This is a genomic window from Klebsiella sp. SYXHC3 (genome assembly GCF_057196925.1).
Genome location: NZ_JBXUNG010000003.1, coordinates 371,511 through 396,522, shown reverse-complemented (window position 1 = coordinate 396,522; position 25,012 = coordinate 371,511). Strand labels below are relative to the sequence as shown.

Below are 25,012 nucleotides of genomic sequence, written 5' to 3'. Positions count from 1 at the left end.
CGCTTAGACGTCTAAATGCTAACGTTATTTCGCTTGCCGCAGGCAGGCGGCAAACCGACGCCACCGGCAGCACGGCGCACTATCCACTCTGGAGATACCATGATCCGCGCTATCGTGACCGATATTGAAGGCACCACCAGCGACATTCGCTTTGTCCATAACATCTTATTCCCCTACGCCCGCGAGCGGCTGGCCGCTTTTGTCAGCGCGCAGCAGTATGTCGAGCCGGTCAGTACCATTCTCGACAATCTGCGTACAGAAATCGCCGCTCCCGAAGCCAGCACCGCAGCGCTTATCGACACGCTATTCCGCTTCATGGATGAGGATCGTAAATCCACGGCGCTGAAAGCGCTGCAGGGCATTATCTGGCGCGAGGGCTATCTGAACGGCGACTTTACCGGCCATCTTTATCCCGATGTACTCCCGGCGCTGGAGAAGTGGAAGGCGATGGGCATTGATTTATATGTATATTCCTCAGGCTCGGTCGCCGCGCAGAAATTGTTATTTGGCTACAGCGACGAAGGTGATATTACTCATCTCTTCAGCGGCTATTTCGATACCCTGGTCGGCGCCAAACGCGAAGTTCAATCCTATCGCACTATCGCCGAACAACTGGGGCATAGCCCGGCGAGCATTCTGTTCCTCTCTGATATCCATCAGGAACTGGACGCCGCCGAAGCGGCAGGTTTACGCACCCTGCAGCTGGTACGCGGCGACCGCGACCCGGCCAGCCATCATCCACAGGTTCAGCGTTTTGACGACATCGACCCGGAGCAACTTCCCGCATGAGCGAATTAACTATTTTTTCCGTTAACGACGCCAGCCATCCACGCTGGCACAGCAGCAACGCCGATGAAATCCAGCAGCAATTGCGCGCAAAAGGGGTGCGCTTCGAGCGCTGGCAGGCCGATCGCTACCTGGGCCCGGCGCCAACCGCTGAAACCGTTATTGCGGCCTATCAGCATGCGATTGATAAACTGGTGGCTGAAAAGGGCTACCAGAGCTGGGATGTCATTAGCCTGCGGGCGGATAATCCGCAGAAAGAGGCGCTGCGGGCTAAATTCCTCAATGAGCATACCCATGGCGAAGATGAAGTACGCTTCTTTGTCGAAGGCGCCGGGCTGTTTTGCCTGCATATCGGCGATGAAGTCTTTCAGGTGCTGTGCGAAAAGAACGATCTGATCTCCGTCCCGGCGCATACGCCGCACTGGTTCGATATGGGTTCGGAGCCGAATTTCACCGCCATTCGTATTTTTGACAATCCGGAAGGCTGGATAGCACAGTTCACCGGCGATGCTATCGCCGATGCCTATCCGCGCTTACCCTAACCTTTATGCATAGCGGCGGCGCAGCAGCTCGCATTCGAAGAGAAATTCGAGCCCTTCCAGCTGACGCCGCGCCTCGCTAACATCCCTGCCCCAGCAGGTTAAACCGTGGCCGCGGATCAAAAATCCATAACGCAAAGGATGGCTACGGGCATACGCTTCAACCCGCTCCGCCAGCGCCTCGATATCCTGATCGTTATCGAAAATCGCCACCGGTACGCTATCGAGATGGCTATGTTGCCCGCTCAGCGTTTTTTGCATTTCATAGCCCTGCAGCTGCAGGGTATCGCTGGTTTCAAGACGTGAGAGCACCGTAGCGTGCACGGTATGCACGTGCAGCACGACGTTCGCTTCAGGAAACAGACGATAAACCAGCGTATGCAACCCGGTCTCCGCCGACGGTTTACGGCCCGACGGCGCGCGATTGCTGGTGATGTCCACCTGTAAAAAATCGTCGCTGGTCAGGCTGCCCTTATCGCGCCCCGATTCGCTCAACCAACACCAGCGCGCATCCTCGCGTACTGACATATTGCCGCCGGTTGCCGGCGCCCACCCTTTTGCGCCAATCCAGTGACAGGTGGTCACCAGTTGTGCGAGTCGCTCTTGCCACATAATCGTTCCTTATCACTGTTAACCGTTACGCCAGCGGCGCAAAAATACCGTCCGCCACCTGCTGTGGCGTGACCACGCCGCTATCCAGCACCCAACCGCTGATTAACGCAGCTGGCGTCACGTCAAAGGCCGGGTTATAAACCGGCGCGTTTTCTGGCGCCCACTGCACGGCGCCAAAGCTGCCTTTTACGCCGGTCACCTCTTGCGCCGCACGCTGTTCAATCGGGATCGCCGCGCCGTTCGGGCAGTAGCGATCGAGAGTGGTTTGCGGCGCCGCCACGTAGAAAGGAATACGATGATAGTGAGCCAGCACCGCCAGCGAATAGGTCCCAATTTTATTCGCCACGTCGCCGTTGGCGGCGATACGATCCGCGCCGACCCATACCGCATCAACCTGCCCCTGCGCCATTAGGCTGGCGGCCATTGAGTCGGTAATAAGCTGATACGGCACGCCCAGCTCCCCCAATTCCCAGGCGGTCAGGCGCCCGCCCTGCAGCAGCGGCCGCGTCTCATCGACCCAGACGTTAGCCACCTTGCCCTGTTCATAGGCCAAAGCGATAACCCCCAGCGCGGTGCCGCCCCCCGCCGTCGCCAGGCCACCGGTATTACAGTGGGTCAACAAACGGCTACCCGGCGTTACCAGCGCATTGCCAGCTTCGGCAATGCTGGCGCACAGCTGTTTATCTTCCGCAATCAGGCGCAGCGCTTCGCTCTCCAGCGCCTGCGGATAGTCTTCCTGCGCCAGCGCCTGCTTCATACGATCGAGATTATTCATTAAATTGACCGCCGTCGGCCGCGCCGCGCGCAGGGTTTCCAGCGCCTGAGTGAGCTCGTCGCGGGATAAGCCGCGCTGCGCCAACAGCGCCAGCAGCAGACTGGCGGAGAGACCAATCAACGGCGCGCCGCGCACCCGCAAAGCATGAATATGGTCCACCAGCAGCGCAACGTTATCCGCCGCCAGCCAGCGTTTTTCCTGCGGCAATGCCTGTTGATCGAGAATAAAAAGCTGATTTTCGCTTACCCGCAGGCTGGTGGTCTGTAGTGTCTGCATATCGTTAAATCCCTGTTGCGTTGTTGTATCACATTGTGTCAGGATGAAATCCAGATGTATAGACGTCTGAACGGCTTAATTCAGCACTTTTGAGGATCGAGGCAATGTCGCAATACCATACCTTCACGGCCAGCGATGCGGTGGCTTACGCACAACAATTTGGCGGGCTCGACGATCCGTCTGAGCTGGTGTCGGCGCAGGAGGTAGGCGACGGCAATCTCAATCTGGTGTTCAAAATTTTCGATGCTCAGGGCGTGAGCCGGATTATTGTTAAGCAGGCGCTGCCCTACGTGCGCTGCGTCGGCGAATCCTGGCCGCTGACCCTCGACCGCGCGCGCCTCGAAGCACAGACCCTGGTCGCCCACTATCAGCACAGCCCGCAGCATACGGTACACATTATTCATTTCGATCCCGCTCTGGCGGTGATGGTGATGGAGGACCTTTCCGACCACCGTATCTGGCGCGGCGAGCTTATCGGCAACGTCTACTATCCGCAGGCAGCAGGCCAGTTGGGCGAATATCTGGCGCAGACGCTGTTCCACACCAGCGATTTCTATCTCCATCCGCATGAGAAAAAAGCGCAGGTGGCGCAATTTATCAATCCGGAAATGTGCGAGATCACCGAGGATCTGTTTTTTAACGATCCGTATCAGATCCACGAGCGCAATAACTACCCGGCGGAGCTGGAAGAAGAGGTTGCCGCCCTGCGTGAGGACGCTCAGCTTAAACTGGCGGTCGCGGCGCTGAAGCACCGCTTTTTCTCACAGGCCGAAGCCCTGCTGCACGGCGATATTCATAGCGGCTCCATCTTCGTCGCTGAAAATAGCCTTAAAGCCATCGATGCCGAATTTGGCTATTTCGGCCCTATCGGTTTTGACGTCGGCACCGCCATTGGCAATTTGTTGCTTAACTATTGCGGTCTACCTGGCCATCTCGGCATTCGCGATGCCGCAGCCGCGCGCGAGCAGCGGCTCAACGATATACAGACCTTGTGGCACACCTTCAGCGAGCGTTTCCAGGCGTTAGCGGCGGAGAAAACCCGCGATGCGGCGCTGGCCTGCCCCGGTTACGCCTCAGTATTCCTCAAAAAAGTATGGTGCGATGCCATTGGATTCTGCGGAACTGAACTGATACGCCGCAGCGTCGGGCTTTCACACGTCGCCGATATCGATTCGATTCAGGACACGGCCATGCGCCACGAATGCCTGCGCCATGCAATTACGCTCGGCAAAGCGCTGATCGTCATCGCCGAGCGTATCGATAGCGTGGACGAACTTATCGCCCGCGTACGTCAGTACAGCTAACCGCGTGATTATTTATGTTGGGCTTCCAGGGTGGCAAACCACGGGGCAATAAAGTCTTCGGTCTGCCCCCAGCCAGGGATGATTTTCCCCAGCGACGCCACGTTGACCGCCCCCGGCTGTGCCGCCAGCAGCGCCTGCGGAATCGCCGCCGCTTTGAAATCGTAGGTAGCCGGGGTGCTTTCCCCGGCAATCTTATTGGCAATCAAGCGTACGTTGGTGGCGCCAATGAGTTTCGGATCGACCGCCACGCTAACCTTCCACGGGCTACCGGCCTCCCGCATCAGCTGTAAATCCTGATTGGAAATATCGATGCTGTAGAGTTTGATTTCGCTGCGCCCGTTTTCTTTCAGCGCCTTATAGGCTCCCTGGCTAAAGGCATCCCACGTCCCCCAGATGGCGTCAATTTTACCTTTAGGATACTTAGCCAAAATTGCGCCGACCTTGTTAGCGGTGTCACCCTGCACGTCGGATGAAACGGCGCCGATAGACTCCAGCTCTTTAATCCCCGGATTTTGTTTAAGAAGCGTCTGGTAGGCTGCCTGGCGGCGCTCCATTGGCGGGAAGCCTGCCACCCATAGCTTGATAATATTGGCCTTGCCGTTGAAGTCTTTTACCAGTTGGCCAAAAGAGAGCTCGGTCAACGAGGCGTCATCCTGCTGGCTAACCGTCACGCCGGGGACGGCTCCCTGCACCGCGGTATCGAACACCGCCACTTTGATCCCGGCATCGACCGCTTTTTTCACCAGCGCGGTCGAGTAGGGATCGCGCCCCTGGGAAAGAATAATACCGTCGTATTTCTGGCTAATGGCCTGATTGACGAAATCCTGGAACTTCGCGTCATCACCGTTGCTCAGGAAAGCGCTGACTTTAAAACCGAGCTTTTTACCTTCCTGAATCGCCCCGGCGACAAACTGGGTAGTGTTATCGTCAGAACCGAGATTGCGAATCACCGCGATGCGGATCGGGCCGTTATGCTCAGCTATCGCCGCCGGAACCGGCGTTGGGGTCTGCGCCAGCGCTGCCATCGACTGCAGCAGGCCCAGCGCCATAAGAGAAAGTGCTATCTTTTTCATTTTGTTTACCCTGTAAAGTGTTAGGTACGGCGCTGAAAATAGGTCAGTGCCAGCGCGCCAGCCAGCACCAGTCCTTTAATAATGTCCATCGCGTAATAGGGCACTGACAGCATCACCAGGCCATTGGAAAGCACGCCGAGGATCACCGCTCCCACCAGCGTCCCCAGCGCATTCGGCTTGCCGGAGCCCGCCAGCGAAAAGCCGATCCACGCCGCCGCGACCGCGTCCATCAGGTAACCGCCGCCGGCGTTCACCTGGGAAGAACCAATCCTTGATGCCAGCAGAATGCCGCCCAGCCCGGCCAGCAGCGAGGCAATCACGTAGGCCGCCACTTTATAGCGCGTGATCCGCAGGCCGGAGAGCCGCGCCGCCTCCGGATTACCGCCGATGGCGTACATCCGCCGCCCGTGGGTGGTGAACGACAGCGCCAGCTGTGCGATCAGCGTTACCACCAGCATGATAATGACGATGGTCGGCACCTGCCCCAGCGCGCCAAACGCCGCCGGAATCGTGCCTTCAGCCATATCGCCGCTCGGCAACACCATATTTTCGGTGATCGAACCGCCGTAGCTGTAGGTCATCGCCACGCCCTGAATCACAAACAGGCTGGCAAGCGTGGCGAGCATGTCAGGAATGCGCAGCACCACGATCAGAAACGCGTTGAATAACCCCACCAGCGTACAGAGCGCGAGGGTAATCAGAATGGCTTCAGTGGTGTTCAGGCCGTGCCAGACAAACAACGAAATCACTAACGCATTCGCCAGCGACGCCGTCGACCCCACCGACAGATCAAAGCCGCCGATGGTGAGCGAAATCGACACCCCGATGGCAATCACCGTCACGATAGCGATGGAGCGCAGAATGTTGATGATGTTAAAGGGATCAAGAAAGTTATCTGAGGCTAAACCAAAGACGCCAACCAGCAGCACCACGGTCAGCAACATACCCCATTTATAGAGAAAATCGAAAAACCGCTGACGGCCCGATACCGTCGCGTTGACTGCCAGGGCCTTGCTCACGCTGCCGCTCCTCCGGTGGAGTAATAAAGAATCGTCTCTTCCCGCGCCTCGGCGCCGGGTATTTCCGCCACAATGCGCCCATCCCACAACACGCAGATGCGATCGCACAGGCCCACCAGCTCGGAAAATTCGCCGGAGGCGTAAATCACGCCCCGGCCCTCCCGCGCCAGGCCATCAATCAACTGAAACAGATCGGTTTTCGCTTTCACGTCCACCCCTTTCGTCGGCTCGTCGAAAATCAGCACGTTTGCGCTGCCGCGCAGCCATTTGCCGATGGCCACTTTTTGCTGATTACCGCCGGAGAGACGGCGCAGTGACTGCCCCGGTCCGGTGGCACGCACGCCGATACGGGCAATTACCTCCTGCGCCCACCGCCACGCCTGCCGATGGCCGAACAGGCTCCAGCGCGAAAAGCTGTTATCGGCGCTGACCGCCAGATTCATGGCGATCGCCTCATCAATGAATATCCCCTCTTTGCGCCGCTCTTCCGGCACCAGCGCCAGCCCCTGGAGGACGGAATCGGCCGGATCGCGCGGCCGCCACGGCTGGCCGTTAAGTTCGCCGTAGCGCAGTCGGCTTTTGCTGGCGCCGAATAAGGCTTTGCAGAGTTCAGTTTTCCCCGCGCCCGCCAAGCCGGCGATACCGAGAATTTCCCCCTTATGCAGGCGTAGCGAGATATCCTGCAACAGCGCTTCGTCATGCAAACCGTCAACCTGCAACAGCACCTCTTCGCCATGCGGCGGACGCGCAGGCGGGAAAATATCGCTCAACTCGTGGCCGAGCATTTTTTCGACGATCTGTTCGCCGCTGAGTTCGGCCATCGGCCCGCTTTCGATTAAACGGCCATCGCGCAGCACCGTCAGGGTGTCGCAAATCGCTTTCAGTTCATGAATACGATGCGAAATAAAGACCACGCCGATCCCCTGCTGCTGCAGACGACGAACCACCGCAAATAAGCGTTCGCTTTCGTGCTGATCCAAGGGCGCGGTGGGTTCATCAAGAATCAAAAAACGGCAGTGGTGCGACAGTGCGCGAGCCAGCAGAATTTGCTGCTTTTCGGCAAGGGTACAGCTATCGATTGAACGTCGAGCGTCCAGCGCAATATCAAGCTGCGCCAGCGCTTCGCGCGCCTGCTGACGCACCCGCGACCAGCGAAAAACCGCACCCGGTTCAGCCAGCCTGTCCAGCATGATGTTTTCCGCAATGCTCAGCCCCGGAACCAGCGCAACATCCACCTCCTGCTGTACCAGATGGATCCCCAGTTGCTTTGCATCGCGCGGCGAACGAATGCTAACCGGCTGGTTATTGATCACCACTTCACCTTCGTAATCGGCATGCGTCCCGCACAACACCGCCATCAGCGTCGATTTGCCTGCGCCGTTGGCGCCGGTCAGCGCATGCACCGTTCCGCCCTTAAGGGTAAACGCCACCTTGCTCAGCGCCTGAAAGCCGGAAAAGGCCAGGCTAATGTTATGCATCTCAAGGCGATTCACGCTCATCACCCTCCCCAGGCAATTAATATTCTGATTTAACGAATTTTTCACAGCCGCCGATGCCTGACAACTGCGTAAAAAGCATAAGCTAAAACCAAATAATATTAGCCATCTGGATGTCCAGAGATAACATCAGGTTAGCCCAACACCTATAAGGAGCGCTTCCCGCCCTGGCAGCGCTTTAGCCTGCCGGCGACGTTAACCCCTGACGCTTTGCGCGCGACGTTTGAGAAGGTGGAATACTTCAGCCGTTAATCACCCAGACCATCTATACCTAATGATGATTCTCACCACTCTCGTAACGAGGTCATCATGCAGATCGATTTAACAGGTAAGAAGGCGCTGGTTACCGGCGCCAGCCGTGGGTTGGGTCGCGCTATTGCGCTGTCGCTGGCGCGCGCCGGCGCCGATGTGGTTATTACGTATGAAAAATCGGCCGATAAAGCCCAGGCAGTCGCCGATGAAATTAAGACGCTGGGTCGGTACAGCGAAGCGGTGCAGGCAGACAGCGCCAGCGCGCAGGCCATTCAGGATGCCGTCACCCATGCAGCCCGGGCCCTCGGCGGGCTGGACATTCTGGTCAACAACGCTGGCATCGCCCGCGGCGGTCCACTGGAATCCATGACGCTGGCGGACATTGACGACCTTATCAACGTCAATATTCGTGGGGTGGTCATCGCTATCCAGGAAGCGCTGGTGCATATGTCCGATGGCGGACGGATCATCAACATCGGCAGCTGTCTGGCCAACCGCGTAGCCATGCCGGGCATCGCGGTTTACGCCATGACCAAGTCCGCCCTCAACTCCCTGACCCGTGGCCTGGCGCGTGATTTAGGCCCTCGCGGGATCACCGTTAACCTTGTCCATCCAGGGCCGACCAACAGCGATATGAACCCGGAGGATGGGGAACAGGCGGAAGCCCAGCGCCAGATGATTGCGGTCGGTCACTACGGCCAGCCGCAAGACATCGCCGCGGCGGTCACCTTCCTGGCCAGCCCGGCCGCCGGGCAGATCTCCGGTACGGGGCTCGACGTGGATGGCGGCCTGAACGCCTGATCGCATCTTTTCTGCAAGCCTCTGTCGCCCGGCAGAGGCCTTCCCGCGCCGCCTCGACGGGTTACGCTTTGCCTCTTACCTGCGTTTTTTCTCCGCTCTACTGTACTCCATAAGAAATTCGGAATTTATCTAATAGTCTTATTATTTCCTTATGTTTTGTGTGGGCGTACAGTGGAGGTACGGATGAAGATTGTCTGGTCAAAAACGGCAAATAAGCAATTTTCTAAAATCGATAATCGGTATAAGAACCGCATTAAATCCAGGCTGGAGAAGATGAATGATAAAGCTTCACCTATCTCGGATATCAAAAAATTGTCCTTTCCCGAAAACCACTACAGGCTGCGATTAGGTGATTACAGAGTCATCTACATCTTTGGGGATCCGCCGGACGATACCTGCTACGTAGTGGCGGTTAAACGCCGAACCACCACCACCTACCTTCATGAGGAACATACCGAATATGACTATTCAGTACATCAAGGATGAAGAAGGAAAAGACCAGTATGTCGTCATTCCTTACAGTGATTACTTTCGTATGCGCCTGGCTCTGCTGGAGTACGACGACGAGGATGAAAACAATTGGGAAGATATTTCTTATGAATCAGATATCTATGATAACGTAATGCTGCCAGGGGATGTCTGCGACGTGATGCATAAAGAAAACGTCAGCCTGCAGGCCGCGTGGCGTATCCTGCGCGGACTCTCACAGCGGGAGGTCGCGGCTAAACTCGGCATCAGCCAGTCCGCGGTGTCACAGCTGGAAGCGCTGGACTCCCGTCCGCAGAAGCGGACCCGCGAAAAACTGGCGGCGATTTACGGCTGTACCCAGGAGCAAATCAGCCTCTACTTACCGAAAGAAGGCTAGCAGCACTTCGCCCCGCCCTTACCGCCATAGCGCGCGTCCTGGCGTTCGCGAAAGAACTCTTCATAGGTCATCGGCGTCTGATCCGGGTGGGTTATTCGCATATGCTCAACGTAGTTATCGTAATCCGGCACGCCGATCATCATCTTCGCCGCCTGGCCTAAATATTTTCCTGCTTTTGAAAGGGTGTCGAACATAATGAGTTTCTCGCTTATTTCCCTCACCCCAGCCCTCTCCCACAGGGAGAGGGAGGAGAAGAAAGGTAGGCCAAACAGGTTAATGCGCGCGTTTTGCCTGCGCCGTTAAGGTCTGCGCATCCGCGGGCATCGCTTCATACGGCGTCTCTTTCGCCGTCGGTTTATCCTCTTTCAACGCCGCCAGCGCGGTTTTAATCGAGAACAGCGCCAGAACCACCACCACAATCATAAAGAAGATAGTCAGCCCGGCATCAAGACGGTTATTAAACACCAGCTGCGCCAGCTGCGATTCCGTATACTGCGGCGGAATGGCGCCGCTGTCGATCATCGCCTGGAATTTATTGGCGATGGCCAGAAAACCGACTTTGGTATCCGGGCTAAACGACTTCTGCCAGCCGGCGGTCAACGTACAAATCAGCAGCCAGCTTGTCGGCAGCAGCGCCACCCACGCATAGCGCTGGCGTTTCATCTTGAACAGTACCACCGCGCACAGCATCAGCGCCATCCCCGCCAGCATCTGGTTGGCGATACCGAACAGCGGCCACAGGGTATTGATGCCGCCCAACGGATCGACCACCCCCTGATGCAGGAAGTAGCCCCACGCCAGGACGCACAGCGCGGTCGCCAGCAGGTTAGCCGGCAGCGAGCTGGTTTTTTTCAACCCCGGACTCACCACGCCCAGCAGATCCTGCAGCATGAATCGCGCCGCGCGGGTGCCGGCATCAACCGCCGTCAGGATAAACAGCGCCTCAAACAGAATGGCGAAGTGGTACCAGAAAGAGACATCCATCAGCCCGCCCAGCGAGCCGTGCAGAATGTAAGCCATCCCCACCGCCAGCGTCGGCGCGCCGCCGGCGCGTGAAATAATCGACTGTTCGCCGACCTCGCTGGCAATCTGGCGCAGCGTATCCGGGGTTATGCTAAAGCCCCAGCCGCTCACTACCTGCGCCGCCGAGGCCACGACATCGGTGGTTCCTGCCGGCGCCAGCACCGCCATCGGGCTGTTCATCGCGAAGTAGACGCCCGGATCGATAATACAGGCCGCCACCAGCGCCATAATGGCGACGAAGGATTCCATCAACATGCCGCCGTAGCCGATAAAGCAGGCCTGCCCTTCGTTGGCCAACATTTTCGGCGTGGTGCCGGAGGAGATCAGCGCATGGAAGCCGGAAACCGCGCCGCAGGCGATGGTGATAAACAGGAACGGGAACAGGTTGCCGGTCCATACCGGGCCGGTGCCGTCAACAAACTTCGTCAGCGCCGGCATGGTCAGCGTCGGGCGCATAATCAGGATGCCAATCGCCAGCCCAACGATGGTGCCGATTTTCAGGAACGTGGAGAGATAGTCGCGCGGCGCCAGCAGCAGCCAGACTGGCAGTACCGCAGCCACAAAGCCGTAACCCACCAGAATCCAGGTCAGCTGTACGCCGGTGTAATCAAACCACGGCGCCCAGGTCGGGCTTTCCGCCACCCAGCCGCCGGAAATGATCGCAAACACCAGCATCACCAGGCCTATCACCGACACCTCGCCGATGCGCCCCGGGCGCAGATAGCGAATATAGATGCCCATAAAAATCGCCAGCGGGATGGTAAAGGCGACGGTGTATGTCCCCCACGGACTGTGGGTCAATGCTTTCACCACGATCATCGCCAGTACCGCGAGGATGATCACCATGATCATAAAACAGGCCACCAGCGCCAGTACGCCAGCGGTTGGCCCCATCTCCTCTTTAACCAGTTCGCCAAGCGAACGGCCATCGCGACGGGTCGAAACAAACAGCACCATAAAGTCCTGCACGGCGCCGGCCAGCACCACGCCGGCGAGGATCCAGATCATCCCCGGCAGGTAGCCCATCTGCGCGGCAAGCACCGGGCCAACCAGCGGCCCTGCGCCGGCAATCGCCGCAAAATGGTGACCGAACAGCACTTTTTTGTCAGTCGGAACATAATCGAGGCCGTCGTTATGTCGTACCGCCGGCGTCATCCGCGTTGGGTCAACGCCGAGGACGGTTTTGGCGATATACAGGCCGTAGAAACGATACGCGATCAGATAAACGCAGACCGCCGCGACGACAATCCACAGCGCATTTATCTGCTCACCCCGGTTTAAGGCGATATAGCCGAGGGCAAAGGCTCCGATCACGGAGAGCAGTGTCCAGATAAGGTATTTCCCTGAATTATTCATTGTTGTGGTCCACCGGTAGGGTAATCAGGATGTTACAGTTTGTTTCTAGAACACAACGCAGAGTTTAACAACTTCGAAACAGCGCAGATGCCATGCCGCGGCGGAGATTTGTCTCACATTGCTAGCGAGATCACTTAAGGCAGGAAAATAAATGAAAGGATTACCGTGAACGGTGCCGTTTTTTTGTCGGGTGGCTGCCTCAAAACCCCCGGTAGCGCTACCGCTTACCGGGGCTACAGCGCTGTGTGATTTGGTAGCCCGGCTTAGCGCAGCGCAAGCCGGGGAAATAGCAGCGTCTTAGCCAAGCACCGCGGTTCCCAGACGACAGGTGCAGCAGCGCCGCCCTTTTTCGTCATACACCACAATTTCCCAGCTCTGACTCTGGCGGCCAAGATGCAGCGGTCGGCATTCGCCGCGCACTTTACCGCTGGAGACCGGACGATGGTGGGTAGCGTTAAGCTCGGTGCCCACCACACATCGCCCTTCTTCGGTCATCAGCCAACCGGCCATCGAGCCCAGCGTCTCCGCCAGCGCCGCGGATGCCCCGCCGTGCAGCAGGCCAAACGGCTGATGCGTGCGCGCATCCACCGGCATCTCCGCCTCCAGCAGCGCCTCCTCCAGCCGGGTGTAGACAATACCCAGATGCGCCACCATGGTGTTTTCGCTACTGGCGTTCAGCACCGCAAGTGTGAGCTCTCGTTTCCAGGCCATCTACGCCCCCAGCGTCGAGCCGCCATCGACCACAATATCCTGCAGCGTAATATGGCTGGCGTGAGAAGAGGCGAGGAACAAAATGGTATTGGCGATCTCCTGCGGTCGGGCGATTTTGCCCAGCGGGATGCCAAGCTTAAACTGCTCGCCAAATCCGCGGATCCGCTGCTGTTCAGCATCTTCATTGACCCACAGGGTACGTTGCATATCGGTGTCGGTGGAGCCCGGCGATACCAGGTTGCAGCGCACGCCGCTACCTGCCAGCTCAAGCCCGACGGTCAACGCCAGGCTTTTCAGCGCCGCTTTCGAGGCGCCATAGGCGCTCATGCCGATACGCGGCGTATGCGCGGCATCGGAGGCGACGGTGACGATCGCCCCGCCCCGCTGACGGCGGAACTGCGCCATCGTCTGCTGAAACAGATTAAACGCGCCGCCGACGTTCACCGCGAAAGTCTGCTGCCAGTCCTCCGCGCTCAATTGATCGGTAGCCCCCATGCGCAGGATCCCGGCGGCATTCACCAGCACGTCCAGTCGTTCGATATCGTTGAGCAGACGCGCGCAAACGTCGCGTACCTGGTCGGCATCGGCGACGTCGAGCATTTCGGTGGCAAACGGATAACCTTCGCCGTCAAAGGCAAGGTCGAAACCGGTGACGTTGGCCCCGGCCTCGACGAAAGCCAACGCGGTGGCATAGCCAATGCCTTTACCTGCGCCAGTCACCCACACGGTCTGGCCGTGAAAATCCAGCGCCGCCATTATTTCACCTCGCGGGAGAGCAGCGCCCACCAGGCGTCGATGGTCGGGTTTTTCGCCAGCATCACGAAGTCGATATCGCCGTGTACTTTGCGCCAGCGGGCGGCCAGCGCCATCATACGCACCGAATCCAGACCGTAGTCGATCAGGTTTTCATCATCCAGCGGTTCGTCGGATTCGTCGAGCAGCGGCAGAATTAGCGCGCGCAGCGCCGCTTTGGAGGCCGGCAGCGGCAACAATTCTTCGGTCATCACCACGCGTCCAGAACGGCCGGCGACGTATTTCAGCGCCATCAAATGCTCTTCGCGGCTGAAATCTGCCAGCGCGTCGGCGACAAAGAACGGTTTGATATCGCGCATAAAAGCGTCGGTGGCGGTGGTCATGCAGCCGATATGGGCGTAAACGCCGGTGATGATCAGCTGGTCGCGGCCGGTCTCTTTCAGCATCTCTTCAAGCGGTGAGCGATGAAACGCGCTGTAGCGCCATTTCACCAGCACCGTATCCTGCTCATCCGGCGCCAGCGCGGCAATCACCTGCTGCTGTTCCGGCGAGCGAGTCAACCCCGGCCCCCACATATCATTCAGCAGGGCGCGGTCTTCATCGCTCTGCTCTTTCGGCTGGGCGGTGTAGTACACCGGAATGCCGTTTTGTTTGCAGAAGTCGCGCAGGGCGGCGATATTGGCCACCACTTTTTCCATCATCGCGCTGTTTTCGCCCCAGAAGTTGAGGAAATACTCCTGCATATCATGGATCAGCAGCGCGGCGCGCGACGGCTCAAAGGCCCAGTTAACTTTGTTGGCCGGAATATCGCTGGCTTCCGGCAGCGCGTAAGCCTGTAATTTAGGGATTGCCATTTTCTGTTCTCCTTCAGCCCAGCTTGCCTTCGGCCAGCCACTGACGTAATTGTTTTTTATCGACTTTGCCCACCGGCGTCAGCGGCAGCGCGGCAACGCACTCCACGCGATCCGGCAATTTAAATTCCGCCACGCCCTGCTCGCGCAGGAAGCGGCGCACCGCGACGGCGCGCAGCGGCGATGTCACCACCAGATAAGCGCAGCTCTTCTCGCCCAGCAGATTGTCTTCAATGCTAACCAGCGCGGCGTGGATCACCGCCTCATGGCGCAGCAGCAGGTTTTCTATCTCTTCAGCGGCGATCTTCTCGCCACCGCGGTTGATCTGATCTTTTTCCCGGCCCTGGACGGTGATATAGCCATCTTCATCGATCGAAATCAGATCGCCGGAGCAGTAAAATCCATCGGCATCAAAGGCTTCAGCGTTATGTTGCGGGCTGTTGTAATAGCCGCGGAAGGTATAAGGGCCGCGGGTCATCAGACGGCCCACTTCGCCGCGCGGCAGCGGGTTACCGTCGGCATCCGCCACCCACACTTCGTCGTCAGGACACATCGGGCAACCCTGGGTGTTGATAATTCGCTGCGGGCTATCGTTGAGGCGGGTGTAGTTAACCAGCCCTTCCGCCATGCCGAACACCTGCTGCAGCTGGCAGCCGATTTCCGCCGGGATACGCGCGGCGAGCGTCGCGGACAGGCGCGCTCCGCCAACCTGCAGCAGCTGCAGCGATTGCAGTTGCGCGTTGCTGCCCCATTCATGAATAGCCTGCAGCCACAGGCTGACCGCCGGCGGCACCAGCGACGCGACGTTAATCTGATGTTTTTCGATCAGCGGGAAACACAACGTGGCGCTCGGGTCAGCGGCGAGGATCACCCGGCCGCCGGCGAGAAAGACGCCCAGCGATCCCGGCGAGCTCATCGCATAGTTGTGCGCCGCCGGCAGCGCGTTGAGATAGCGCGTGTCGGCGTTAATACCGCAGATCTCGTTGCTGCGGCGGATACTGTAGTCGTAATCGTTATGGGTTCGCGGAATAAGCTTCGGCGTCCCGGTGCTGCCGCCGGAGAGCTGGAAAAAAGCCACTTCGTCAGCCGGCGTCGGATTGGCGACAAAGTTATCCGCCGTGCGGTTAATTTCCGTTGCCAGGTCGCGCTCGCCGCCATCGTTACGCAGCAGCGCGACACGCAGCGAAGGATGCTCAGCGATAAAACCATTAAGGAAACTATCGTCAGCAAACAGCGCGTGCTCGCGATCGGCAATCAGCAGCACCGGTTTAATCTGCGCGGCATAGGCGTTGAGTTCGCTGCGCTGATGGCTAAACAAAGCGTTAACCGGTGCGACGCCGATGCGCAGCAGCGCAAAGAAAGTAATGTAGAACTCGGCGACGTTGCCAAGCTGCACCAGCGCGGTTTCTCCACGCTTGAGTCCCTGATGCTGCAGGGAGGACGCGAGGTTATCCACCAGTTGGTTAAACTGGCGGTAGCTAATCTGCCGCTCGCCGTCGATAATCGCCACGGCGTCATTGTCCGCATGACGAGTAATCAGATTGGTTAACGGCAGATCCTGCCAGTAGCCTTTTTGACGATAGCGGGCCGCAAACTCTTCCGGCCAACGGGTAAATGCAATCATCCTTGCCTCTTAATTCAAGCCAAATACGTTGAGCATGGTGGTGAGTTTGACGCCGGTTTCACGCCATTCGCCCAGCGGCGAAGAGGCCGGGACGATACCCGCGCCGGCAAACAGGCGTAGCGAGCGTTGATGTAAGCGCGCGCAGCGGATGGTCACCACCCATTCGCCGTTGCCTTCGTCATCGCACCAGCCGACAATGCCGCCAAACAGTTGGCGATCGAAGGGTTCGAGCTCGGCAATCAGCCGCTTCGCCACCTGGTGCGGGAAGCCGCTCAGCGCCGGGGTCGGGTGCAGTAGGCAGGCCAGCGACATGGCGTTTTCTTCCGCCAGCGCCGTACCTTCGATCGGCGTCGCCAGATGCCAGAGCGTCGGGGTGGTAATCAGCTGCGGCGACTCCGGTAGCGACAGATGACTGCTGCGCGGGCCAAGCACGCTCTTCATCGCCTGCGTCACCAGCTCGTGCTCATGGCGATCTTTGCCCGACGCCAGTAGCTTGTTACCCGCTTCCCGGTCCAGCACATCGTCAGGCTGGCGGCGGGCGGAGCCGGCCAGCGGCAGCGAACTGAAGTGCAGCCCTTCTTTACGCAGCAGCAGTTCCGGGCTGGCGCCCAGCAGCACATCACCATTGGACAGTGGAACATGGAAATTAAAGCTCGCCGGGTTCTGGGCGATCAGCCGCTCCAGCAGCGCGCCGCTATCGACCCGGTCGCGGGTCGTAATATCAATCAGCCTTGAGAGCACCACTTTGTCGACTTCCGGAGTCGCCGTCAGCGCGGCGGCGCGTTCCACCATCGCCAAAAACTCGTCCTGTTCCGGGATCTCCTGACGATCGACAACATCCATAGCTTTGAGCGGCGCCGCGTAACGCGCGGACTGCTGTTTGTCGGTACGGGAGAAGGTTTCCCAACGTTCGGGAATATAGAGCTCGGAAGGCTGATTGGTGTCGAACGGAATCGCCCCGACCATGACCGGCTTGCGGATCCCCGCCGCACGGGCTTCGGCAAAAGCGGCCGCCATTTTCTGCTGGAACTCGCCGTTCAGCGAATCACCGCCGACGGCAGGCTGGGAAAAACGGCTAAAACAGCCGGTGGTGCTGAAGCTGCGGTACGGCGACATAAAGAAGAAGCTTTGCGGCGACAGGGTCTGCGTTTTTTCCTGTACATCCTCAGCCAGTGACGTTTCCATATCATCCTCCAAAAACGATAAAGATATTAAGAATAATTATCATTTATATTTTTGTTGGCTAACCTAAAAGGTATTGCTCTCCTTGTCAACCGCACAAACAGCAGGTTATGCGACTTACACTTGCATCCGGACAATACAATGTTGAAAATGAGACGTATTTACTACAACTTACTCAGGATGCGAATTCGTGAATTTTGCCACTTTTTGCCGTCGTACTTTACTCGCCAGCGGGCTGTGCCTTTTAGGAATTAACTCAGCGCTGGCGGCAGACTGGCCGCGTCAGATCGCCGATAGCCGCGGCACTCATACACTGGAAAGCCAACCGCAGCGCATCGTCTCGACCAGCGTCACCCTCACCGGCTCGCTGCTGGCTATTGATGCGCCGGTGGTCGCCAGCGGCGCGACCACGCCGAATAACCGCGTGGCTGATGCACAGGGCTTTCTGCGCCAGTGGGGCGATATCGCTAAAAAGCGCAACCTGGCGCGACTCTATATTGGCGAACCCAGCGCCGAAGCGGTGGCGGCGCAGATGCCGGATCTGATTCTGATAAGCGCCACCGGGGGAGATTCCGCGCTGGCCTTGTACGACCAGCTGTCGACTATCGCGCCGACCCTTATCATCAACTACGACGATAAAAGCTGGCAGACGCTTCTTACCCAATTAGGGCATATTACCGGTCACGAAAAGCAGGCGGACGCGCGCATTGCCGAATTCAATAAACAGCTCGTTTCGTTAAAAGAGAAACTAAAGTTGCCGCCGCAGCCGGTCACCGCGCTGGTTTATACCGCCGCGGCGCACAGCGCCAATATCTGGACGCCGGAATCAGCGCAGGGTCAGATGCTGGAACAGTTAGGCTTTAAGCTGGCGACGCTGCCGGGTAACCTGCACGCCAGCCAGAGCCAGGGTAAGCGTCACGACATCGTGCAGTTAGGCGGCGAGAATCTGGCAGCGGGTATCAACGGCGAAAGCCTGTTCCTGTTCGCCGGCGATGAGAAAGACGCCGGGGCCATTTACGCCAACCCGCTACTGGCGCACCTACCGTCGGTTGCCGCTAAACGCGTTTATCCGCTGGGGACCGAAACCTTCCGTCTGGACTACTACAGCGCCATGCTGGTGCTGCAGCGTTTATCGGCGCTCTTTGCCTGATTCTCTTCCCGGCCCTGCGCCGGGATCTCATTTCACATCATCACCCACATCATCATGTTGTTATAAAAGAATTTTTTATTTCTTTCCTCTCTTGGTACCTCATCGGCGCCTCACGCGAATCATCATCGTTTCAGGTGTTGTTTTGTGATTAGCCATCGTCGCCGCCTTCCCTGAATATCTGCCCCACACCACTTGAGGTGGACATTCAACTCAGAAGGAACTTACCGTGACCACTAGCAAATTGATCAAGGGCGATACCCTGACCGAAACCAGCAATGCGGCAGATGGTTTTAACCCGGCAACTGAAGTCAGCAACTACAGCTATACGTCAGACCGCGTCGCTAAACCGGTCTATAACAAATACAAAAACGCGACCAACAAACCAAAGGTCTTCGGTTACTACACCGACTGGTCTCAGTACGATGGCCGCCTGCAGGGCAGCGATACGAAAGATAACCGCGGACGCGGCTACGACCTGACCAACGTCTCCCCTACCGCTTACGATAAAATCATCGTTGGTTTCGTCGGCGTGACCGGCTTCCATAAAGTGGATGGCCTGTGGCGTGATGTGGTAGCCGAAGGCGCTGAGCAGTGCGGCAAAGTCAAATATGAACCGACCTTCCTCGACCCGTGGGGCGACTTCCAGTCTTACGTTAACGTTGGCCACAGCGTCAGCGGCTGGGATGTCGATCCGAAAACCGTAACCCAGACAAACACCAAAGGCCTGCTCGGCGGTCTGCGCGACCTGCAGGCGAAAGCCAAACAGCAGGGCCACAACCTGGTGCTGTCCATGAGCATCGGCGGCTGGAGCATGAGTAACGGTTTCCATGAAACCGCGGCATCTGATTCCTCGCGTAAAACCTTCGCTAAAGGCGTGGTGAAGCTGTTCAAACAGTTCCCGATGTTCAGCGAAGTGGATATCGACTGGGAATACCCGAACGCCGAAGGCGCCGGCAACCCCTACGGCCCGGAAGATGGTGAAAACTATGCGTTACTTATTGCCGAACTGCGTAAGCAGCTGGATTCCGCCGGCCTGAGCGATGTCAAAATCTCTATCGCCAGCTCCGCCGTGGTGAAGACCTTTGATTATTCCAACGTCAAAGCGCTGATGAATGCCGGTCTGTACGGCATCAACGTCATGACCTATGACTTCTTCGGCACCCCGTGGGCGGAAAGCATCACCCACCACACCAATCTGAAAGCTATTGAGCAAGGCGGCTGGGCGATTAACACCATCGTTGAACATCTGCTGGCGGAAGGTTTCCCGGCTGAACGCATCAACATCGGTTACGCCGGTTATACCCGTAACGGCCGCAACGCCGAGCTGGAATCGCTGTCTCCGCTGAAAGGCACCTATAACCCGGGGAACGGCACCACCGTCGGTACCTTTGAATCCGGTACCAACGAATGGTATGACGTCATTTATAACTACCTGGATCTGGAAAACCAGAAAGGGCGTAACGGCTTTAACGTCTATACCGATCAGGTGGCTGACGCTGATTTCCTCTACAACCCGGAATCCAAACTGTTTATGTCGCTGGATACCCCGCGCACCGTCAAAGCCAAAGGGGAATACGCTGCCAGCCTGGGGCTGGGCGGTCTGTTTACCTGGACTATCGACCATGATAACGGCGTGCTGGTTAACGCCGCCCGTGAAGGTCTGGGCTACGAAATCGCCTCTGAAGTTATCGATATGGACCCGTTCTATTTCGAAGGCATTAACGTTGTGCCTGCTGATGAACAAGAAGACGATAAGTCAGAAGATGAGCCAATTGAACCGACGGTAAACCATGCGCCGGAAGCGGCAATTGAAATGATGGTCGTAGGCGGCTCCCGCGTACGCCTGTCCGGGGAAAAATCGTCTGATGAAGATAGCGACGAGCTGAGCTACAGCTGGGGCGTGCCGGCAGCCATTGATGTTGCGGATAAAACCGCCGCGGTTATTGAGTTCGATGTACCGGAAGTCACCGCGGATACCGAGTTCACTTTCACGCTGTTCGTTCGCGATACCTGGGGCGAACCGTCAACCCAGCAGCGCTTTATCCTCTCCGTTGTCGTGGCTTCCGGAAACGGTCAGAGTGATGACAAGCCAGCCGATGAGCCGGCAGATGAACCTGCTGACGAAGAAAAAGAGACTGATGACACCACGCCTGCGCAGGATGATGACGTGGTACCATCTGACGACGCCACGCCTTACCCGCTGTGGGATGCCAAAACCGTTTATGGCGGCAACTGGGGTACCTTTGAAACCGTGAGTTGGAAAGGCCACAACTATCAGGTGAAATGGTGGTCTCAGGGCAACCAGCCTGACCTGTACTGCGGCCAGTTCGACGTCTGGAAAGATCTCGGCGCGTACTAAGGGTTATAAATGAAGCCAGGCCCCGGAGCAATCCGGGGCCTTTTTGCTGTTGTCGCGCTTAACTTTCGCAGGCCTGCTCCGGACGCTGAAAACGGCGTAGCTCTCGCAATAAGCCAATCAGTAATACGCCAACAATCACCAGCGCCCAGCCGCTGGCGCTGGCTGAAGCCACCGGGGTCATTACCGCCCCTAATCCACCCAACAGCGCCGCGCCAATAGCATCGCCGGTCACGTTCTGCGCGGTCCACAGGCCATTAATGCGCCCCAGCATATTTTCCGGCGTTTGCGTTTGGATCAACGTGTACTGTAGCAGCGAGCTTATCGCGCTCAGCCAACCAAACAGCGCCAGACAGAGCGCGCCCAGCGCCCAGAACGGCATCACGCTGAACAGCGCAATCGCCACAAACGACCCTACCGTCGTTATCAGCATCAGCGCCCCCGGCTTCGCGGTATGCGCCAGTTGTCCGCTGGTTAACGCCCCCAGCGCCGCGCCAAGCGGAATGGCGGCATACAACAGGCCAATCTGCGAATTTGACATCTGCCAGCCTTCCGCCAGCGCCGGATAAAGCACCCGCACCGCGCTGGCCATCGTCAACAGGCCGCCGAGCAGCGCAATGCCGCCAATAAGCGGGCTATTAAAGAGAAATTTCAGCCCCGCCAGCAACGATTTCAGCGGATGCTCGCGCGGCTGCGGCGGTGGCGGCAGCAGCGGCAGGCGTAGCAGCGTCAGGGTGGTAATGAACGTCCCCGCCGCCGCCAGGCCATAGTTCCAGGCCACGCCGCCGGTCGCCAGCAATAGCCCGCCGATCATCGGCGATATCACCGAACCGAGACGCACGGTCAGCATGGTGATCGCTCCGGCCTGCATCAGGTTTTCGCGGCCGACTAAAGCCGGCGTTGCCGCCAGAAGCGCGGTCACGCCCAAAGAGGCGAAGAAGCCATCCCAGATCCCCAGCAGGTAAATTGCCGCCAGCGAGGGTTCCGGTAGCATAGCGTTCAGGCACAGGCCGACGAAGCCCACGCCGCAGGTGCCACGCGCCAGCAGGATCAGGCGTTTGCGTTCATAACGGTCGGCCAGCACGCCGCCGACCATCAGCCCAATGAACATCGAACAGCCGGTCAGCATCACCGAGAGCCCCACCTGCCAGGTCGAATGGGTCATCATCTGGATTTGTACCGGGATCGCCACGCCTAGCAGGCCAAGAGACAGGATAGAAATAAAGCGAGCGATAAAGACGGCGCGGAACGCCGGATGGGTGCGCAGGAGGCTGACATCAAGCAGCCGGGAAGGTCGGTTCATGCAAGGGCCTTGTCGTTATTTTTCATACCATTTTTATGGTTTCTCATGGTAATATACCTGAATAAAATCGATAACGATAATTAATATCATTATCATATCAGGGATTTGAACTATGTCGTTTTCTACGACCACGGTGCGCGCCGTCGCCGTGCCTGGTCTCTTGTTACTTTTAGCTCTCGCGATTGCGCTCAGCCTGCTTATCGGCGCCAAACCTCTGCCGCCTTCGGTGATTGTCGATGCCTTCTCCGGCAGCTGTCAGAGCGCCGACTGCACTATCGTACTGGATGCCCGCCTGCCGCGTACGCTGGCCGGATTGCTGGCCGGCTGCGCGCTTGGCCTCGCCGGCGCGCTAATGCAAACCCTCACCCGTAACCCGTTGGCCGACCCGGGCCTGCTCGGCGTCAACTCCGGCGCCAGCTTCGCCATCGTGCTCGGTGCGGCGCTGTTGGGCATCACTTCGCCGCAGGAGCAGTTGCTGATGGCCTTTTGCGGCGCCTTCGCCGCGTCGCTACTGGTCGCGTTTACCGGCAGCCAGGGCGGCGGCCAGCTTAGCCCGGTGCGCCTGACCCTCGCGGGCGTAGCGCTGGCGGCGGTCCTGGAAGGCCTATCCAACGGCATCGCCCTGCTCAACCCGGACGTGTATGACCAACTGCGCTTCTGGCAAGCCGGCTCGCTGGATATTCGCACCCTGCAAACGCTGAAAATCGTCCTGCTACCGGTGCTGATTGCCGCCGTGGTAACCCTTTTTCTCAGCCGGGCGCTGAACAGCCTGAGTCTCGGCGCCGACACCGCCACCGCGCTCGGCAGCCGGGTCGCGCGCACCCAGTTAATCGGCCTGCTGGCGATAACCGTCCTGTGCGGCAGCGCGACGGCGCTGGTCGGCCCTATCGCCTTTATCGGCCTGATGATGCCGCATATGGCCCGCTGGCTGGTAGGGGCGGATCACCGCTGGTCATTGCCGGTTACGCTGCTCGCCACCCCCGCCCTGTTGCTGTTTGCCGACGTGCTTGGCCGCCTGTTGGTGCCTGGTGAATTGCGCGTTTCGGTGGTCAGCGCCTTTATCGGCGCGCCGGTGTTGATCTGGCTGGTTCGCCGTCAGCCGCGAGGAGGTGCGCTGTGATGGCTCCCTCCCGCCGCCTGATGTTCTGCTGCCTGCTGCTGATCGCCGCCAGTCTGCTGGTGTCCCTGTTCGGTCTGGGTAATGGCCTGGTGCCGCTCAGCATTGAACAGGTGGTTTCTGCGCTGCTCGGCGACGCGCCGCGCAACGTCAGCATGGTGGTCACCGAATGGCGCTTGCCGCGCGTGCTGATGGCGCTGCTGATCGGCGCCGGGCTTGGCGTCAGCGGCGCCATTTTTCAGTCATTGATGCGTAACCCGCTGGGTAGCCCGGACGTGATGGGCTTCAACACCGGTGCCTGGAGCGGCGTGCTGGTGGCGATGGTGATGTTCGGCCAGAACCTGACCGCCATCGCGCTGGCGGCGATGCTTGGCGGCGTGCTGACCTCGCTGGTGGTGTGGCTGCTGGCGTGGCGCAACGGCATTGAAACCTTCCGCCTGATCATTATCGGCATCGGCGTGCGCGCCATGCTGGTGGCATTCAATACCTGGCTGCTGCTGCGCGCGTCGCTTGAGACTGCCCTTTCCGCCGGGTTGTGGAATGCCGGTTCGCTCAACGGCCTGACGTGGGGCAAAACCTGGCCATCGGCGCCGCTGATCCTGCTGATGTTAGCGTGCGGCGCGCTGCTGGCGCGGCGGATGCGACTGCTGGAGATGGGCGACGATACCGCCTGCGCGCTGGGGGTTCGAGTCGAACGTTCACGCCTGCTGCTGATGCTGGTGGCGGTGCTGCTGACCGCTTCCGCCACCGCGCTGGCCGGGCCTATTTCTTTCGTCGCGCTGGTCGCCCCGCATATCGCCCGGCGGATAAGCGGCACCGCACGCTGGGGGTTAACCCAGTCGGCGCTGTGCGGCGCGCTGCTGCTGGCGCTGGCCGATTACTGCGCCCAGCGCCTGTTCATGCCTTATCAGTTACCGGTAGGGGTGGTCACCGTCAGTCTTGGCGGTATCTACCTCATCGCGTTATTAATTCAGGAGTCCCGCAAAAAATGACCGCTGTAACTTCCCGTTTGCGCGGCGACCAGTTGACCCTGGCCTACGGCAAAAAGACCATCGCCGAATCGCTGAACGTCACGATTCCTGACGGCCATTTCACGGCGATTATCGGCCCCAACGGCTGTGGTAAATCAACCCTGCTTCGCACCCTCAGCCGCCTGATGACCCCGTCCAGCGGCCACGTTTATCTCGATGGCGAGCAGATCCAGCACTACGCCAGCAAAGAGGTGGCAAAGCGGATTGGCCTGCTGGCGCAGAATGCCACCACGCCCGGCGATATCACCGTACAGGAGCTGGTGGCGCGCGGGCGCTATCCGCACCAGCCGATGTTTACCCGTTGGCGTAAAGAAGACGAAGCAGCGGTAAATAACGCGATGCGGGCGACGGGTATTGTCGACCTCGCGCTGCAGAGCGTGGATACCCTCTCCGGCGGCCAGCGCCAGCGGGCGTGGATTGCGATGGTACTGGCGCAGGAGACGGCGATTATGCTGCTTGATGAGCCGACGACCTGGCTGGATATCAGCCATCAGATCGACCTGCTGGAACTGTTAAGCGAGCTGAATCGCGAGAAGGGATATACGCTGGCGGCGGTACTGCACGATCTCAATCAGGCCTGTCGTTACGCCACCCATCTGATCGCCCTGCGCGACGGTAAGATCGTGGCCGAAGGCGCGCCGAAAGAGATCGTCACGGCGGATCTGATTGAGCGTATCTACGGTCTGCGCTGCACGATCATCGACGATCCGGTGGCGCATACGCCGCTGGTAGTGCCGCTGGGTCGCCGATAATCTTT

General features: G+C 58.6%; 24 protein-coding genes. 11 read left to right on the top strand and 13 right to left on the bottom strand.

Annotated elements, in window-relative coordinates:
• Positions 1-99: 99 nt before the first annotated feature.
• Both mtnC and AC2CGP_RS11355 read left to right on the top strand, forming a co-directional pair.
• The gene (mtnC, locus tag AC2CGP_RS11360; protein WP_032712849.1) at positions 100-789 is read left to right on the top strand and encodes an acireductone synthase; all 690 of its coding nucleotides are present in this window, start codon (positions 100-102) and stop codon (positions 787-789) included.
• Positions 786-1,328: a 1,2-dihydroxy-3-keto-5-methylthiopentene dioxygenase gene (locus tag AC2CGP_RS11355; protein WP_015367755.1), complete on the top strand. Its 543-nt coding sequence runs from the start codon at positions 786-788 to the stop codon at positions 1,326-1,328. Before mtnC ends, AC2CGP_RS11355 begins: the two co-directional genes overlap by 4 nt.
• Before the next feature lie 3 nt (positions 1,329-1,331).
• Here AC2CGP_RS11355 and AC2CGP_RS11350 read toward each other — a convergent pair whose 3' ends face one another.
• Together AC2CGP_RS11350 and mtnA are read right to left on the bottom strand one after the other, a co-directional pair.
• Entirely contained in the window at positions 1,332-1,937 is a 606-nt protein-coding gene (locus tag AC2CGP_RS11350; protein ID WP_032714064.1) for a methylthioribulose 1-phosphate dehydratase, read from the bottom strand.
• A 25-nt stretch (positions 1,938-1,962) separates the two neighbouring features.
• A complete protein-coding gene (gene mtnA, locus AC2CGP_RS11345; protein WP_045361985.1) occupies positions 1,963-2,988 on the bottom strand; it encodes an S-methyl-5-thioribose-1-phosphate isomerase in 1,026 nt (341 codons plus the stop codon).
• Positions 2,989-3,092: 104 nt separating this feature from the next.
• On the opposite strand from mtnA, the gene mtnK reads away from it, so the two are divergent.
• Positions 3,093-4,292, top strand: coding sequence for an S-methyl-5-thioribose kinase (gene mtnK, locus AC2CGP_RS11340; protein ID WP_213759379.1), 1,200 nt, complete (start codon positions 3,093-3,095; stop codon positions 4,290-4,292).
• Between the two features lie 8 nt (positions 4,293-4,300).
• Here the strand turns inward: mtnK and AC2CGP_RS11335 are convergent, their stop codons facing one another.
• Genes AC2CGP_RS11335 through AC2CGP_RS11325 form a run of 3 tightly spaced genes read right to left on the bottom strand, consistent with a single transcriptional unit; the run spans position 4,301 to position 7,883 of the window.
• Positions 4,301-5,365 carry a sugar ABC transporter substrate-binding protein gene (locus tag AC2CGP_RS11335; protein ID WP_015367759.1) on the bottom strand — a complete coding sequence of 355 codons (1,065 nt, stop codon included), beginning with the start codon at positions 5,363-5,365 and terminating at the stop codon, positions 4,301-4,303.
• Positions 5,366-5,385: 20 nt separating this feature from the next.
• Complete coding sequence (locus tag AC2CGP_RS11330) at positions 5,386-6,384, bottom strand: ABC transporter permease (RefSeq protein ID WP_015367760.1); 999 nt, start codon at positions 6,382-6,384, stop codon at positions 5,386-5,388.
• Positions 6,381-7,883 (bottom strand): sugar ABC transporter ATP-binding protein, encoded by a 1,503-nt coding sequence (locus tag AC2CGP_RS11325; RefSeq protein WP_325910919.1) that lies wholly within the window; start codon positions 7,881-7,883, stop codon positions 6,381-6,383. Before AC2CGP_RS11325 ends, AC2CGP_RS11330 begins: the two co-directional genes overlap by 4 nt.
• 306 nt (positions 7,884-8,189) lie before the next feature.
• On the opposite strand from AC2CGP_RS11325, the gene AC2CGP_RS11320 reads away from it, so the two are divergent.
• The 3 genes from AC2CGP_RS11320 (at position 8,190) to AC2CGP_RS11310 (ending at position 9,798) form a co-directional block, all read left to right on the top strand.
• Positions 8,190-8,933 (top strand): SDR family NAD(P)-dependent oxidoreductase, encoded by a 744-nt coding sequence (locus tag AC2CGP_RS11320; RefSeq protein WP_032712840.1) that lies wholly within the window; start codon positions 8,190-8,192, stop codon positions 8,931-8,933.
• Positions 8,934-9,116: 183 nt separating this feature from the next.
• Positions 9,117-9,419, top strand: coding sequence for a type II toxin-antitoxin system RelE/ParE family toxin (locus AC2CGP_RS11315; protein WP_475702371.1), 303 nt, complete (start codon positions 9,117-9,119; stop codon positions 9,417-9,419).
• Positions 9,394-9,798, top strand: coding sequence for a helix-turn-helix domain-containing protein (locus AC2CGP_RS11310; protein ID WP_015704715.1), 405 nt, complete (start codon positions 9,394-9,396; stop codon positions 9,796-9,798). The genes AC2CGP_RS11315 and AC2CGP_RS11310 overlap by 26 nt, the downstream gene beginning before the upstream one ends.
• On the opposite strand, the gene AC2CGP_RS11305 is transcribed toward AC2CGP_RS11310, so the two are convergent.
• The 7 genes from AC2CGP_RS11305 to entC form a co-directional block, all read right to left on the bottom strand.
• A complete protein-coding gene (locus AC2CGP_RS11305) occupies positions 9,795-9,992 on the bottom strand; it encodes a YbdD/YjiX family protein (RefSeq protein WP_002893903.1) in 198 nt (65 codons plus the stop codon). The genes AC2CGP_RS11310 and AC2CGP_RS11305 overlap by 4 nt on opposite strands.
• A gap of 79 nt (positions 9,993-10,071) precedes the next feature.
• Entirely contained in the window at positions 10,072-12,177 is a 2,106-nt protein-coding gene (cstA, locus tag AC2CGP_RS11300; protein ID WP_149270601.1) for a pyruvate/proton symporter CstA, read from the bottom strand.
• A 297-nt stretch (positions 12,178-12,474) separates the two neighbouring features.
• Entirely contained in the window at positions 12,475-12,888 is a 414-nt protein-coding gene (gene entH, locus AC2CGP_RS11295; protein WP_213759376.1) for a proofreading thioesterase EntH, read from the bottom strand.
• On the bottom strand, positions 12,889-13,644 hold the full coding sequence (gene entA, locus AC2CGP_RS11290; protein WP_015367767.1) for a 2,3-dihydro-2,3-dihydroxybenzoate dehydrogenase EntA: 756 nt from the start codon (positions 13,642-13,644) through the stop codon (positions 12,889-12,891). It abuts the gene before it with no gap.
• A complete protein-coding gene (gene entB / locus AC2CGP_RS11285) occupies positions 13,644-14,495 on the bottom strand; it encodes an enterobactin biosynthesis bifunctional isochorismatase/aryl carrier protein EntB (RefSeq protein ID WP_015367768.1) in 852 nt (283 codons plus the stop codon). The genes entA and entB overlap by 1 nt, the downstream gene beginning before the upstream one ends.
• A 13-nt stretch (positions 14,496-14,508) precedes the next feature.
• Positions 14,509-16,116 (bottom strand): (2,3-dihydroxybenzoyl)adenylate synthase EntE, encoded by a 1,608-nt coding sequence (gene entE, locus AC2CGP_RS11280; RefSeq protein ID WP_015704713.1) that lies wholly within the window; start codon positions 16,114-16,116, stop codon positions 14,509-14,511.
• A gap of 9 nt (positions 16,117-16,125) precedes the next feature.
• Positions 16,126-17,301 (bottom strand): isochorismate synthase EntC, encoded by a 1,176-nt coding sequence (gene entC / locus AC2CGP_RS11275; RefSeq protein WP_042893318.1) that lies wholly within the window; start codon positions 17,299-17,301, stop codon positions 16,126-16,128.
• Between the two features lie 187 nt (positions 17,302-17,488).
• Here entC and fepB point away from each other — a divergent pair, with 187 nt between their 5' ends.
• Together fepB and AC2CGP_RS11265 are read left to right on the top strand one after the other, a co-directional pair.
• Positions 17,489-18,448: a Fe2+-enterobactin ABC transporter substrate-binding protein gene (fepB, locus tag AC2CGP_RS11270; protein WP_213759375.1), complete on the top strand. Its 960-nt coding sequence runs from the start codon at positions 17,489-17,491 to the stop codon at positions 18,446-18,448.
• Between the two features lie 226 nt (positions 18,449-18,674).
• Positions 18,675-20,807, top strand: a complete 2,133-nt coding sequence (locus tag AC2CGP_RS11265; protein WP_213759374.1) for a glycoside hydrolase family 18 protein — start codon at positions 18,675-18,677, stop codon at positions 20,805-20,807.
• A gap of 58 nt (positions 20,808-20,865) precedes the next feature.
• Here the strand turns inward: AC2CGP_RS11265 and entS are convergent, their stop codons facing one another.
• Positions 20,866-22,107 (bottom strand): enterobactin transporter EntS, encoded by a 1,242-nt coding sequence (gene entS / locus AC2CGP_RS11260; RefSeq protein WP_015367773.1) that lies wholly within the window; start codon positions 22,105-22,107, stop codon positions 20,866-20,868.
• A 112-nt stretch (positions 22,108-22,219) separates the two neighbouring features.
• Here entS and fepD point away from each other — a divergent pair, with 112 nt between their 5' ends.
• Genes fepD through fepC form a run of 3 tightly spaced genes read left to right on the top strand, consistent with a single transcriptional unit; the run spans position 22,220 to position 25,007 of the window.
• Positions 22,220-23,227, top strand: a complete 1,008-nt coding sequence (gene fepD, locus AC2CGP_RS11255; RefSeq protein WP_015704708.1) for a Fe(3+)-siderophore ABC transporter permease — start codon at positions 22,220-22,222, stop codon at positions 23,225-23,227.
• Positions 23,227-24,216: an iron-enterobactin ABC transporter permease gene (gene fepG / locus AC2CGP_RS11250; RefSeq protein WP_213759396.1), complete on the top strand. Its 990-nt coding sequence runs from the start codon at positions 23,227-23,229 to the stop codon at positions 24,214-24,216. The genes fepD and fepG overlap by 1 nt, the downstream gene beginning before the upstream one ends.
• Positions 24,213-25,007, top strand: coding sequence for an iron-enterobactin ABC transporter ATP-binding protein (gene fepC, locus AC2CGP_RS11245; protein WP_015367776.1), 795 nt, complete (start codon positions 24,213-24,215; stop codon positions 25,005-25,007). The genes fepG and fepC overlap by 4 nt, the downstream gene beginning before the upstream one ends.
• Positions 25,008-25,012 lie beyond the last annotated feature (5 nt).

Excerpts from the sequence above, each read along its gene's own strand:
- AC2CGP_RS11315 (WP_475702371.1), top strand. The coding sequence starts at position 9,117 with ATGAAGATTGTCTGGTCAAAAACGGCAAATAAGCAATTTTCTAAAATC.
- entH (WP_213759376.1), bottom strand. The coding sequence starts at position 12,888 with ATGGCCTGGAAACGAGAGCTCACACTTGCGGTGCTGAACGCCAGTAGC.
- entE (WP_015704713.1), bottom strand. The coding sequence starts at position 16,116 with ATGATTGCATTTACCCGTTGGCCGGAAGAGTTTGCGGCCCGCTATCGT.
- fepG (WP_213759396.1), top strand. The coding sequence starts at position 23,227 with ATGGCTCCCTCCCGCCGCCTGATGTTCTGCTGCCTGCTGCTGATCGCC.
- AC2CGP_RS11355 (WP_015367755.1), top strand. The coding sequence starts at position 786 with ATGAGCGAATTAACTATTTTTTCCGTTAACGACGCCAGCCATCCACGC.
- mtnK (WP_213759379.1), top strand. The coding sequence starts at position 3,093 with ATGTCGCAATACCATACCTTCACGGCCAGCGATGCGGTGGCTTACGCA.
- mtnA (WP_045361985.1), bottom strand. The coding sequence starts at position 2,988 with ATGCAGACACTACAGACCACCAGCCTGCGGGTAAGCGAAAATCAGCTT.
- entB (WP_015367768.1), bottom strand. The coding sequence starts at position 14,495 with ATGGCAATCCCTAAATTACAGGCTTACGCGCTGCCGGAAGCCAGCGAT.
- entA (WP_015367767.1), bottom strand. The coding sequence starts at position 13,644 with ATGGCGGCGCTGGATTTTCACGGCCAGACCGTGTGGGTGACTGGCGCA.
- AC2CGP_RS11325 (WP_325910919.1), bottom strand. The coding sequence starts at position 7,883 with ATGAGCGTGAATCGCCTTGAGATGCATAACATTAGCCTGGCCTTTTCC.
- cstA (WP_149270601.1), bottom strand. The coding sequence starts at position 12,177 with ATGAATAATTCAGGGAAATACCTTATCTGGACACTGCTCTCCGTGATC.
- AC2CGP_RS11350 (WP_032714064.1), bottom strand. The coding sequence starts at position 1,937 with ATGTGGCAAGAGCGACTCGCACAACTGGTGACCACCTGTCACTGGATT.
- AC2CGP_RS11335 (WP_015367759.1), bottom strand. The coding sequence starts at position 5,365 with ATGAAAAAGATAGCACTTTCTCTTATGGCGCTGGGCCTGCTGCAGTCG.
- mtnC (WP_032712849.1), top strand. The coding sequence starts at position 100 with ATGATCCGCGCTATCGTGACCGATATTGAAGGCACCACCAGCGACATT.
- entS (WP_015367773.1), bottom strand. The coding sequence starts at position 22,107 with ATGAACCGACCTTCCCGGCTGCTTGATGTCAGCCTCCTGCGCACCCAT.
- fepD (WP_015704708.1), top strand. The coding sequence starts at position 22,220 with ATGTCGTTTTCTACGACCACGGTGCGCGCCGTCGCCGTGCCTGGTCTC.
- fepC (WP_015367776.1), top strand. The coding sequence starts at position 24,213 with ATGACCGCTGTAACTTCCCGTTTGCGCGGCGACCAGTTGACCCTGGCC.
- AC2CGP_RS11310 (WP_015704715.1), top strand. The coding sequence starts at position 9,394 with ATGACTATTCAGTACATCAAGGATGAAGAAGGAAAAGACCAGTATGTC.
- AC2CGP_RS11305 (WP_002893903.1), bottom strand. The coding sequence starts at position 9,992 with ATGTTCGACACCCTTTCAAAAGCAGGAAAATATTTAGGCCAGGCGGCG.
- AC2CGP_RS11320 (WP_032712840.1), top strand. The coding sequence starts at position 8,190 with ATGCAGATCGATTTAACAGGTAAGAAGGCGCTGGTTACCGGCGCCAGC.
- entC (WP_042893318.1), bottom strand. The coding sequence starts at position 17,301 with ATGGAAACGTCACTGGCTGAGGATGTACAGGAAAAAACGCAGACCCTG.